We start from the raw sequence: 13,768 nt of genomic DNA on the forward strand, positions 1-13,768 counted from the left end.
ATTAAGTCTATTGTTCCTAAAATCTCTTTTTTAAGCCAAATTTAATAATGATATTTACCCGTCAACTACTAGTTTGCGTATTAATGCAGGTTTATATTGCAGGGATCACAACTGGTAACAATTTTAATTACTAACCAAATTTGAACTTATGAAAAGAAAATTACTCCTGATTTTTCTAGGGGTTTTCCTGATGTGTATGCAGGTGTTTGCACAACAGGTTAATGTTACTGGAAAAGTTACTTCCTCTGATGGTCCTATTCCCGGTGTTTCTATTAAAATAAAAGGCACAAGTGTTGTTAGTCAATCTGCTAGCGATGGTAGCTACGCAATAAAAGCATCAAGTACTGATGTTTTAGTTTTTTCTTACATCGGCTTTGCCACTGTAGAAAGAAGCGTTGGAAACAATACTACCATTAATGTAACCTTAGGTGAAGATTCTAAGGTGCTAGACCAAGTAGTTGTAGTTGGTTTCGGAACACAAAAGAAAGAAAGTTTAACAGGCGCTATTACATCTGTAGATGTGGCGAAAGTATTCGGTAATCGTCCAATACCTGATTTAGGTAGAGGTTTGCAGGGTGCGGTTCCTGGTCTCTCTGTTGTTGTGCCAAGTGGCGAGGTTGGTTCAGATCCAATTATCAGAATTCGTGGACAAATAGGCTCGGTTAACGGATCAGCAAATCCATTGATCTTGGTTGATAACGTAGAGATCCCGAGTATTCAGTATGTCAACCCAAATGACATTGAAAATATAACTATTTTAAAAGATGCGGCTTCAAGTGCAATTTATGGTGCAAAAGCTGCTTTTGGTGTTGTATTAATTACTACAAAAAAAGGTGCTAAAACTGATGGAAATAAGTTCACTTATTCCAACAACTTTGTAATGCAATCTCCATTTAAACCAATTGATATTGCGGGTATTGATGGTTTGGAATATACCTTAGATGCACATGAAAACATGCGTCAACCTGGTCCGGCTGGTGGCTTTTGGCGATTAGACAGAACAAGTTTCGAAAAAATTAAAGAATGGCAAACAAAGTATGGTGATGTAGTGGGTAATAGTGATCCTGTTGTTTACGGGCGTGACTGGTTTTGGGATGGAGCTCAAAAATTCGGTTATAGAATTTATGATCCAGTTGATGCAATGATTAAGGATAATAACTTTTCTCAAATCCATAATATTGGCATGAACGGCAAAAGCGGAAATACCACTTATAATTTAAGCGTTGGGTATTTAGGGCAAGAAGGTATGATGAAGCCTGCTAAACATGATGATTATCGTAGAATAAATCCAGCACTTAATATCAATACTAAAGTTACTGATTATTTAACTTTACGTGGTGGTGCAAGATATTCTGATGGGACAAAAAGAAATCCTAATTCATTAAATGCATCAGGTTTCTCTGCTGATCCTTGGTTGTACATGTACCGTTGGAGTCGTTTATTCCCTATCGGTGTACAAGAAAATGGAGAAGACTTAATAGACCCTGCATTTTCGGCTCGTATGTCTAACGATCAAATTCGTTCAGAAAAATTCTTAAACTTAAACTTAGGTGCTACGCTTAATTTAACCAAATCTTGGGATATTCAAGCTGATTATGCCTATAGCACTCAAAATAATTTAACAACTTCATCTGTTCCATACGTACAAGGACGTACACATTGGTATGGTGTAGAAGCATTGAGAGATGCAAACGGCCAAGTATACGTTGATGAAAATGGTAACCGTACTGATGCTAGTGGCATGATGGCCTATCGTTTTCCGCTTACAGATCACACTGTAAAAGCAGATACTTATTTTTCTCAAAATAATTTCAGATCTATTAGAAACACGATAAACATCACCTCAAATTATAATTTGAATTTAAATGATCATGCTTTTAAATTTTTGGTTGGTACCCAAATCGTTTCTTTCGATTTTTCTAGTCAATATTCAACTCGTGGTAACTTGTTAAATAACGACAATCCTCAGTATAATTTTGCTGTTGGAACTGAAACTGCTGGAGGAACAGCCAACTGGGATTCTCAAGCTGGTTTTTTTGGTAAGGTTATTTATGACTACAAAGGAAAATATCTTTTTGATGGTACTTTAAGACGTGATGCTACCTCGAAATTTCCAAGTCGTTTAAGATGGAGAACTTATCCAGGTGTTTCTGCCGGTTGGGTAATATCAGCTGAAGATTTTACTTCGGGCTTAAAACCTGTATTGAGTTTTGCAAAACTTCGTGCATCATGGGGTAACATTGGCGATCAGTCGGTGGCCAACTCATTGTATTTACCAACCATGGGCATTTCTAAAAATACCTGGTTAACTAGTGGTGGCTTACCAAACTTCCAATTAGGTACACCTACTCCTGTTTCTCAAGATATATCATGGCAAGATATTGAGCACATGAACTTAGGTCTTGATTTTCGCTTTTTCGATAGTAAATTAGGAGTTACAGCAGAAGTGTTTCAAAGATTTACTAGAAATATGATTATAGCTGGTGATGCTTTGCCTGCAACTTATGGCGCAAGCGCACCACAAGGCAATTTTGGTGATTTGAGAACCAGAGGTTGGGAAATAAACTTAGACTTTAACCATAAATTTGACAATGGTTTACGTTTAACTTTCGATGCCAATTTAGCAGATGCGGTAACTTTTATTACAAAAGGCGCTGATTATCAACAGCCATGGGAGAATAGGTTGTTAAGTAATGCTTTCTCTACCGGAAGAAGATATGGTGATGTATTTGGTTTTGTAACCGATCGTTTGTATCAAGCTGGTGATTTTGTGTATGATGCTAACGGTAAATTTGTACAAACAAATATCGTATTTAACGGCACAAGTAAAACCACCAACAAGTTAGTAGGTGGCAATCCAGTGTATCAAACTTATTTCGAGGATGGTAATCAAACACTTTTGATTAGCCCAGGTGATGTGAAGTTTGTAGACTTAAATGGCGATGGTTACATCGATGCAGGTAATGGAACCAATGGAAATCCAGGCGATAGAACTGTAATTGGAAATACCACACCTAGGTATCAATATGGTTTCCGCTTAGGTGGCGAATATAAAGGATTTGATTTGTCTGTTTTCTTTCAAGGTGTAGGTGAAAGAAAGATTTGGGGAGATGGCCAATTGGCTATTCCTGGTTACTTTGCTAAAGAAGGGGCAATGCCACAAGCAATTGCTGAAGATTATTGGAAACCAAATCGTACCGATGCATTTTACCCAAGAGCATGGAATTTAAATGGAGCTAGCGAAGGCTACGTAATGAGAACCCAAACTAGGTATATGTTAAACATGGCTTATTTAAGAGTGAAAAATATTACGTTAGGTTATAACATACCAACCAACTTTTTAAGTAGAATTAAGGTTGCCAACGCTAGGGTTTATGTATCGTTAGAGAACTTTTTCACATTTGATAATTTGAGAGGCTTGCCAATTGATCCAGAAGCAATCTCAGGCTTCTCTATGTTGGGTTCTAATAGCTCAAACTATAATTTGGGTCGTACAGGTACATCAAACCCTGTGTTTAAATCGGCTTCAGCTGGTCTTCAAGTTAGTTTTTAATTTTAAGGAAGAAAGAAATGAAAATAGCATTTAAAATAATATTCGTTTGTATAGTGGTTGTGTTTGCGGGGTGTAAGAAATTTTTAGACCGCCCACCTTTAACTACCGAAACAGACGAAACAGCTTGGACGAGCGAAGAAAAGCTACGTCTTTACGCAAATAAATATTACACCGATTTTTTCGACGGCTATGGAAATGGTTTCACTACAACTGGTGCACCTTTAGTTGGTTTTACAAATACTGATGACATGGTTGTACAGGGAAATCAACCTAATTTTACTCGTGCGGTTCCTAACAGTGCTATCTGGAGCTACGCTACCATTCGTTCTATTAATATCATGTTAGATAGAATTGAAACAAGAATGTCTACTGTTTTAGCGCCTGCTGCTAAAGCTCACTGGACAGGTATTGGTCGCTTTTTTAGAGGTTATAGGTATTCAGAATTGGTACAAGCTTACGGCGATGTTCCTTATTATGCCAAAGAGGTTTTTAATAATGAGTTAGCAGAATTGTATAAGCCTAGAACGCCTCGTAATGAAGTAATGGATGCAGTTTATGACGATTTTAAATTTGCATTGCAGAATGTTCGTTTAGATGATGGAGATCAAAATGTGAACAGATACATTGTAGCAGGTTTTATCTCTAGGTTGGCATTAACAGAAGGTACTTGGCAAAAGTATTATTACAGAAATGATGCTCAAGCTAAAAAGTTTTTAGATTTAGCTGTAGAGGCAGCAGATTTGGTAATGTCTAGTAATAAATATGATATCGTAACCGATTACAAAACACTTTTCACTTCTAAAGAATTAAGAGGAAATAGAGATTGTGTACTGTATAGAAATTACGATCCTGCTGCAGGTGTTACCCATGCTATTGCATCATACAGCAATTTAGCAGAGTCTACACTTAACGGTCCAACTTCAGATTTACTTAAATCATATCTACTTTCTAATGGTCAAGTATGGCAAAATGCTACTCCAGCCAATGCTTCATTCAATTTAGATAATATGATTGTAACTCGCGACTCTAGGTTTGAAGCTACTTTTTACAGTAAGCCAAGTGCATTAAATAGAGGTTCGTATTATTACATCACTAAATATTTACCACGTGAAGTAGAAAAACGTACTCAGGTTGATTTATTGGGTATGCCTCCAGAGTTTACTGGCGATAAAAATGAAACAGATGCTCCAGTTTTGAGATATGCAGAGGTATTGTTAAACTGGATAGAGGCTAAAGTGGAATTAGAAAGTTTAGGTGGAAGTATAATATCGCAAAACGATATTGATAGATCAATCAATAAGATAAGAAACAGACCATTGGCGCCAGAAGCTGTAGCCAAAGGTGTAGCCAAAACTGCAGCGTTAAGTTTAGCAGCTATTCCATCAGATCCAAGTAGAGATCCACAAGTTTCTGCTTTATTATGGGAAGTAAGAAGAGAACGTAGAATGGAGTTTGCTTTTGAAACATTCCGTTTAGCGGATCTGAAAAGATGGTCTAAATTAGAATATATGGATAATAACCTAAACACAGATTTAATTACTGGCGGATGGGTTAATTTTCAAACGCAATTGCCTAGCCAACTAACAGCAGCAAATATTGGTAAAATAGCTGTAGTAAGCACAACAGGAACCGAGGTTGTTTACAACGGAACAAACGCTGCGGCTATGACAGGGTTTTACAAAAACACGGCTAACGTTGGTCGTTTACCTTTTCTTAATCAGGCCAACATCAATCCTTATTTAGCGCCAGTTGGTTTAGTACAAATCGACGATTATGCAGCCAGAGGGTTCAAATTGCAGCAAACTCAAGGCTGGCCACAAAACTAAAGTTTAATACATATTTATAATAATAGACAGATATAATATGAAACTAAAATATATAACATCAAAAGTAATGCTATTGGCAGCCTTTATGGGTTTGTTAACTTTAGCTTCTTGCAAGGATGATTTTCCTCAAGCGCCTGATTCATCTGCCAATATCACCGTTTTAAACTCTATTAAAATTGTTAACGCTGGGGCAAATGGAGCAACAATATTGCAAGGCACTGTAGATGAAGAAGCCAAAACAGTATCATTTCCAAGAATAGAGCCTACTACAGATTTTTCTAAACTAAAATTTGAAGCGGTAACTTCAGATGGTGCTAAATTAGACAAGGAAACATATTCAGTTACTTTTGAAGATGGTCAATCTGAAAAGGTAATTGTAATTAAAGTTCAAAATGCTCCACGTTTTCGCGAGTACTTAGTTAGATTAAGATTAAAAGTGCCAGTTTTTGGTGCTGATTTTGAAAAAGGTACCACTTATGACTTTACCAGTAACCCGCTAGGTAGCCCTATATACGATTCATTTACAGGTGCATTAACAAGAGGGAGTGGTTTTGATGGTGAAAAAGTTTTAGTTGTTAGAAGAGAAGCACCGCATGTGTTAAATGTTTCAGAACTCAAAGCAGGCACAATAAATAAAATTCCGTTAAATATGACAGGGGTTTCACAAGGTACATTTATTACCAATATGGGTGCGCAAATAAATGGCCATACGTATATTGCAAATTTATCTGGTAATACTGCTGCAAGCCCATTAAAAGTTTATCATTGGACAAACCCAAGTGTAGCTCCGCAAGTAATTGCTAATATTAATGTCGGCACAATTGCAAATGCAGGGGTTAGACATGGCGACAATTTTTCGGCTACGTTAGATGATCAAGGTAATGGTTTCTTCTTTTTTGGTGATAATGCAGGTACTAAAGTTTTAAGGTTTAGTGTGGCAAATTATACAACGGTTTCAAACCCAACTGTTTTTGCTATACCCGTAGCTGGTGCGGGATCTTGGACTTCATTTAGTCGTATTGGCAACTCGAGTGAATACTTGTTTACAGGTCATGATGCTCCTGTTGCTCTAGTGTCTGATGGAGGTACATCATCTTTTACTATGAGTAGAACAATTATTCCAGTTAGAGGCTCAGACGCCCGTATTGTAAATTTTAACAGCGAACGTTATTTGATTATTACGACCGCTGCCAGAACAGGTGCAGAAGCCACTAATTTTATGGTTTACGACATTACAAAAGGTAGTACTGTAAAAGATGCTCTAACAAATTTAAATAACTTACCTACAGCTACACCTGTGTTTAATTATTCATTAATGGGTCCTGTTAATACATCTCCTTCATCTCAAACAGGGTTTTTTGTTAAAAAAGATGCAGCTGGTAATGATGAGTCGCTAATGCTTTACTCTGGAGCAAACGATACAGGCTTCGTGTTTTTTGAATTTGGTAAAAAAGTAGCTTTAGATTAATATATCTAAATACAATAGGTATTAAAGTTAAATAAGATAGCATATAATTAAATCAATGAAAAGAATTTCTTTAAAGCTAATGACAGTATTGCTGGGTGTAGTACTTCTTAATGCCTGTAAAAAAGGCGGAAGCGAACCATTGCCAGAACCAACAAAACCTCCAGTAGAAAGCGGTGCCCCTATCTTCCCTAAAAAAGAGATGAGAGCGGTGTGGCTAGCTTCAGTTTTTGGGCTTGATTGGCCTCAAAGTGTTTATAGCATGGAAGCTCAAAAACAGCAATACATCAACTATCTTGACAAGTTTAAAGCATTAAACATTAATGCAATTTATTTTCAAGTTAAAGGTATGGGTGATGCTTTTTATAATTCGAGTTATGAACCATGGAGTGCAGCTATAACTGGAACAAGAGGTTTAAACCCCGGTTATGATGTGCTTAAATTTATGATTGATGAGGCTCATGCCAGAGATATCGAGTTTCATGCTTGGATGAATCCCTACCGTATTGCAACGCGTTCGGGCATTAGCAGTTCATTTCCAGCGCTACATCCTTCTGTTAATTCAAGTTGGGTGTTAGATTTTCCAACCATACAGATTTATAATCCGGCGCTGCCAGAAGTTAGACAACGTTTGGTAGATATCGTAAAAGAAACCATTACAAAATATGATGTTGATGGGATTCATTTCGACGATTATTTTTATCCAGAAGGACAAACATTCTCTGATCAAGCAGATTATCAAAGATATGGGGCTGGTTTAAATTCTATTCAAGATTTTAGACGTGACAATGTAAACAAAGCCATCAAAGGAGTACATGATGCGATTGTAGCTACCAAACCTAGTGTTGTATTTTCTGTTTCTCCAGCGCCAGATATTAATAAAAATTTTACAACTTTATATGCAGATGTGAAAAAATGGAACCAAGAAGGATGGATCGATGTAGTTATCCCTCAATTATACCAAGAGATTGGAAATCAATTTAATGATTTTCAATTGCGACTTTCTGAATGGAGCCAAAACAATTTTAAAGCTGCATTAATGGTTGGTTATGGTTTTTATAAGTTCGGTGATCCCACAATGCCTTCAGCTTTCCAGTCGTCTGGCGAATTGCAAAGACAATTTGATCTTACCAAACTTAACAGCAAAGTTGTGGGCAGTGTAATGTATAGTGCTAAATACCTTAATTCAAATAAGGTTGGTATAACCGATAAATTGGCATCTATTTATAAAGATCCTGCAGTAATGCCATTTGTTGGTCGTGCTATAGCTGCTACACCAACACCGGCAACTAATGTTAGATTCGAAAATGGCGAATTAAAATGGGATGCTGCCGGAAATGCAAAATCTGTAGTCTATTATTTTGCCGATAAAAAGAAGGAAGGAAAAGTTTTGGCAATAACTAAAACGAATACGATTTCAACTAACACGGTTGGCTTTTATGCTGTATCTACATTAAATGTTGATAATCAAGAGAGCAAACCATCTGATTTAGTAGAGAAGAAATAGATGGAAGATTCATAAAATTCTTTCAGATTATAATTAACTCAGAAAGGCTGCCTTCAACAGGTAGCCTTTTTTATGACGCAATTAAAGGTAGAATCTGTTTTAGTTATTTTAAAAAGGGATATCTTGTTATTTGCGGTAGTTCTTTTTTATGAATGGAAATTTTATACTTTTGTAGCAAAGAAAAAATAAAAATGGCAAGCTTCACACTTACACCTGAAACCTGGGAAAGAGTTAAAATTAAATTTTTAAGAAAATACCGTGATTTAACTCAGGCTGAACTTTCTTTTACTCCTGGTCAAGAAGATCAGTTGGTACAACAATTAATGACATTGGTAAAACGTGATCAGAATTACATTGAATTTACCATTAAGAAGGCATTAGCTGATCCAGAAGGCAACCGACTGTAATCACATTTTAAATCGTTTGGCTTTTTTTGTAGTTTTACCATAATTAAGGGTAAATAATGAAAAAGTTCAAGTTTATACTATTATTGGCAGTGGTGGGGTTAGGTACTTTAACCCTTTCTTTTCGCGAAGATTTATTTCAGGTTTCTAAAAACTTAGATATTTTCGCATCCCTTTACAAAGAAATCAACATCAATTACGTTGAAGAAACTAATCCTTCAGATTTAATGCGTAACAGCATCGATGCCATGTTGGGAGGTTTAGATCCTTATACAGAGTACATTCCAGAATCTGAAATAGAAGATTACAAATTAAAATATGTGAGCACGCAGTACGGAGGTATTGGAGCTGGCACTTTGTTTATAAATGGTAAATTATTTGTTAACGAAGTTAGCGAAGGCAATCCGGCGCACAAACAAGATATTAAGCCAGGTGATGAGATTTTAAAAATCAACGATATAGTTATAAAAGGTAAGGATAGATCTGAAATCAGTCAATTATTAAGAGGTCCAAAAGGATCATCTCTAACCATGGTAATCTCAAGAGATGAAAAGGAGATTAAAAAATCTTTAGTAAGAGAAGAAATCAAACAACCTAATGTAAGTTATTCTGGTATGCTTGATGACCAAATTGGCTATATTAAGCTCGATAAATTTTTAGAAAATTCTGGTAACGAAGTTAAAGAAGCTTTAACGGGTTTATTAAAGAATAATCCCAAAGGGATTGTATTAGATCTAAGAAATAACGGTGGAGGGATTTTGCAAGAAGCGGTAAAGATTGTTAACCTTTTTGTAGACAAGGGAGTTTTGGTTGTTGTGCAAAAAGGGCGTAACCCCGAAAAAACAGTTTCCTATCAAACCCAAAATCAACCAATTGCTCCTTCTACGCCAGTAGTTGTTCTAATCAACGGGACATCAGCATCTGCTTCAGAAATAGTAGCGGGCGCCTTGCAAGATTTGGATAGGGCAGTGGTAATAGGCCAACGTAGTTACGGAAAGGGCTTGGTGCAGCAAACTTTTAATCTGCCTTATAATAGTTTGGTTAAAGTTACCGTGGCAAAATATTTCACGCCATCTGGGCGATGCATACAAGCGATGGACTATGCTCATAAAAATGAAGATGGACAATCAGTAAAATTTGCTGATTCTGTGATGAAACCATTTACAACCAAAGCAGGAAGAACAGTATATAATGGCAATGGTGTTTATCCAGATTTATTTGTAGAACCAGCAACTTACAGTCCAATTACAATTTCTATAGTAAATAAAAATTTGTTTTTCGATTATGCAAATGCCTACAAAAAGGCTCATCCTGCATTGCAAAATTCAAAAACGTTTCAGTTAAGTGATGTTGATTACGCTCAATTTGTAAGCAGCTTAGCGGGCAAGGATTATAGCTATATATCCAATACCGAAAAAATGTTAACAGATTTAAGAGCAGAGGCAGAGAAAGAAAACAAATCAGAGTCATTAAAAGAAGAGTTGCAAAACTTGTCTTCAAAATTAGCTAATGCTAAAAAAAATGATCTAAATATTCATAAACAAGAAATAAAAAAGGTTTTGGAAACCCAAATTGTAAGTAGATATGCTTTTGAAAAAGGAAAAATTGAACATTCTTTCCAATATGATCAAGAAATATCGAAATCCAAACAATTATTTCAAAATCAGGCCCAAGTGAATTCTATTTTAAGTGGTAATGGATCATATAAAGTTATCGGTATTCCAAAAATCATTAAGTAGTTGAATCAGAAACTAAAATCTTTTTACAATTATTTGTAACTAACAGTTAAGTTATTCATCTAATCTTTACTTTAAGTACAAATTATTTGAGTACAACGAAAAGTGTTAAAAAGTGTTAAATTTTAAACAGCTAATAATCAATTAGTTATGTTTTTGATAATTTTTTTTAACAGTTCAAAATTTTGATTTAGGTTAAGTTATTATCATATTAGGAGAATAATTAACTATTAACTAACCTAAATTTATTAATTTATGAAAAAACTTGTACAAAGTTTGTTCGTGCTTATGATTGTAGTGTCTAGTGCATTTGCGCAAGATCGTACAATAAGTGGTACAGTTGTCGACAAGACTGAGGGTAAGCCTATCCCAGGAGTAACTGTAAGAGTTAGAGGCGCCCAAGGAGCTACTCAAACAGAATCTAACGGTAGGTATTCTATAAAAGTTGGGCCAGGTGCTACTTCATTAGAATTCTCTTCATTAGGATTTGTTACTTTCACTGCACCTCTTGGTGCCGCAAATTCAATCAATGTAACATTAGAAAATGACTCGAAGGCACTAAACGAGATTGTTGTAACTGGTTACACTACTACTACTAAAAGAGAGGCAACTGGTTCAATTGCATCTGTATCAGGTAAACAAATTGAAAATTTACCTGTTCAAACCTTTGATAGAGCTTTACAAGGTAGAGCAGCTGGTGTACAGGTAACTACAAATAGTGGCCAGCCAGGTTCTGGTGTATCTATTCGTGTACGTGGTGTAGGTACTATTAATGGTGGTGTAGAGCCTCTATATATTATAGATGGTGTGCAAGTTGTTGCTGGTGGTTTATCAACTGTAACTACTCAGAACGTGTTAGCAGCTATTAACCCTAACGATATCGAATCTATTCAGGTATTAAAGGATGCTGCATCAGCTTCTATCTATGGTTCACAAGCTGCGAACGGTGTTGTTATTGTAACAACAAAACGTGGTAAAGCAGGTAAAACTGCAATTAAAGCATCAGTACAAAGAGGTGTTAACACGCAGATCAATCCTTATGATGTATTAAATTCACAAGAATATTATGCTTTAAGACGAGAAGCGGTTGTAAATCGTGCGCTTCGTTTAGGTAACCCTGTTGCTACTGCAATAACAAACTACAATACTGCAGCTTATGGTTCAGCTACTGTAGATCCTAATTCATTGCCTACTGTAAACTGGTATGATGCTGTATTCCGTGATGCAAATTATGGAGAGTATAACTTATCACTAAGCGGTGGTAATGATAAAACTAGATTTTTCATATCTTCAGTATTTAATGATACTGAGGGTGTAGCTGTTTCATCAACCTTTAAAAAAGGTGGTATTAGAGCAAATCTTGATCACCAAGTTTCTGATAAATTCTCATTTGAATCAAACATCAACTTGTCTTTTGCAAAATCTGAGGGTCCTGGAACTAATGCTGGTTTCTTTACAAATACTCCATTTACAGGAGCTTTGTTCATTCCTCCATACAATACAATTTACATGCCAGATGGTTCTTACAGAAATGGTTTAGATTTACGTAATGGACAAAATGTTAACATTGTACAAAGTGTAATCGAAGAGTTAAGAAATACACAAAGTTTCCAAACTATCAGTAATATTGCTTTAAATTATAAAGTATTACCTGATTTAAGATTGAGAGCTTATGCAGGTGTTGATTTCGCTGATGCAAAAAACTATACTTTTAGACCATCAACTATTCCAATTTATGCTGCAACAGGTGGTTCGGGTTCTGAAGGTTTAATCAGAAACATCAACTATAATACTAGTATTTCTGCAAACTATGCTAAGTTGTTTGGAAATGATCATAATTTCTCTGCTACAGGTATTTTCGAATACAGATCTAATCAGCAGGAATCTATTGGTGCATCAGCACAAGGTTTTCCAAGCCCATTATTCACTTTAATTAGTAGTGCTGCTACTCCACTAAGTACAACTTCAACTTTTACTCAATTTAAAATCGCCAGTTTAATTGGTAACGTTAAATATGATTATAAAGGTAAATACCTAATTTCTGGTAACATTCGTTACGATGGATCTTCTAGATTTGGTGCTGATTATAAATTTGGATTATTTGGTGGTGTATCTGCTGGTTGGAGAATTACTGAAGAAAACTTCATGAAATCTGCAGAGTTTGTAAGTGATTTGAAATTAAGAGCTAGTTATGGTGTTGTGGGTGTTCAACCTACTTCAGATTTCGGTGCAATTAGTTTATACACTTCTCCTGGTGCTGCTGGTGCTTATAACGGTGCTGCTAGTATTAGACCATCACAGTTGGCTAACCCATTATTAACTTGGGAAGAAACAGCTCAAACTGGTTTAGGATTAGATTTCGGTTTCTTTAATAACAGAATTACCGGTGCTATTGATATCTACAAGAAAAAAGTTACTAAACTTCTTTTAGATAGAACTTTACCTCTAAACTCTGGTTTTACAACTATTAGAGAAAACGGTGGTAGATTAGATGGTAAAGGTTTAGATTTTGAATTAACTACTATCAACGTTGATACAGAAGGTGGCTTTAAATGGTCAACTACTTTTAACATTGCTTTCTACAGAAATAAATTAATTGAATTAAACGCTGGTGCTCAAAGAATTGGTAATACTCACATTGTTGGTAAACCTACAAACATTCTATACACGTTTGCTTATGCAGGTGTTAACCCAGCAGATGGTAGACCAATGTTTTATGATGCAAACAACAACATAACTTATGTACCAGTTGCTGGTAGAGATGATAGGATTATTGGTTATGGTAACCCTTCTTCTTTCGGTGGTTTTGGTAATAACTTCTCTTATAAAGGCTTAACCTTAGATGTTTTATTCCAGTACCAATATGGTAATGCTTCATATTTGCAAACAGGTCAAATCTTAGAAGCATCAGGTATGGCTAACGAAAATCAAGTTAGAAGTCAGTTAGATAGATGGACTACTCCTGGTCAAATCACAGCTGTTCCACGTGCTTACGATGGTTACACTGAACCAGGTGGTTACGATCCAACTAACTTATCTGATAGATATGTTCAAAAAGCTTCATACATCCGTTTAAAACAAATTACTTTAAACTATAAGCTTCCAACAGCTTGGACTTCAAAAATTGGTGTTCCAGGTGTGAGTGTTTTTGTTCAAGGATTGAACTTAGCAACTATTACCAACTATCGTGGAGAAGATCCAGAGAATACTGGTAATAACTTAAATGCTTATCCTCAACCTAAAACCTTCGCTGGAGGTTTAACTATTGACTTATAAT

General features: G+C 35.8%; 7 protein-coding genes. All 7 read left to right on the forward strand.

Features of this window, described 5'->3' with window-relative positions:
- The first annotated feature begins 148 nt into the window (after positions 1-148).
- The 7 genes from AC07XU_RS06245 (at position 149) to AC07XU_RS06275 (ending at position 13,767) form a co-directional block, all read left to right on the forward strand.
- On the forward strand, positions 149-3,553 hold the full coding sequence (locus AC07XU_RS06245) for a SusC/RagA family TonB-linked outer membrane protein (protein WP_494942758.1): 3,405 nt from the start codon (positions 149-151) through the stop codon (positions 3,551-3,553).
- A gap of 17 nt (positions 3,554-3,570) precedes the next feature.
- Positions 3,571-5,379, forward strand: a complete 1,809-nt coding sequence (locus AC07XU_RS06250; RefSeq protein ID WP_494942759.1) for a RagB/SusD family nutrient uptake outer membrane protein — start codon at positions 3,571-3,573, stop codon at positions 5,377-5,379.
- Between the two features lie 37 nt (positions 5,380-5,416).
- Positions 5,417-6,847 (forward strand): DUF4623 domain-containing protein, encoded by a 1,431-nt coding sequence (locus AC07XU_RS06255; RefSeq protein ID WP_494942760.1) that lies wholly within the window; start codon positions 5,417-5,419, stop codon positions 6,845-6,847.
- A 55-nt stretch (positions 6,848-6,902) separates the two neighbouring features.
- Positions 6,903-8,351, forward strand: coding sequence for a glycoside hydrolase family 10-like protein (locus AC07XU_RS06260; RefSeq protein ID WP_494942761.1), 1,449 nt, complete (start codon positions 6,903-6,905; stop codon positions 8,349-8,351).
- 191 nt (positions 8,352-8,542) lie between these two features.
- A complete protein-coding gene (locus AC07XU_RS06265; protein WP_494942762.1) occupies positions 8,543-8,758 on the forward strand; it encodes a hypothetical protein in 216 nt (71 codons plus the stop codon).
- 56 nt (positions 8,759-8,814) lie between these two features.
- A complete protein-coding gene (locus AC07XU_RS06270; protein ID WP_494942763.1) occupies positions 8,815-10,494 on the forward strand; it encodes a S41 family peptidase in 1,680 nt (559 codons plus the stop codon).
- Between the two features lie 252 nt (positions 10,495-10,746).
- On the forward strand, positions 10,747-13,767 hold the full coding sequence (locus AC07XU_RS06275; protein WP_494942764.1) for a SusC/RagA family TonB-linked outer membrane protein: 3,021 nt from the start codon (positions 10,747-10,749) through the stop codon (positions 13,765-13,767).
- The last annotated feature ends 1 nt before the right edge of the window (position 13,768 follow it).

Source organism: Pedobacter sp. GW456-11-11-14-TSB4, from assembly GCF_059424425.1.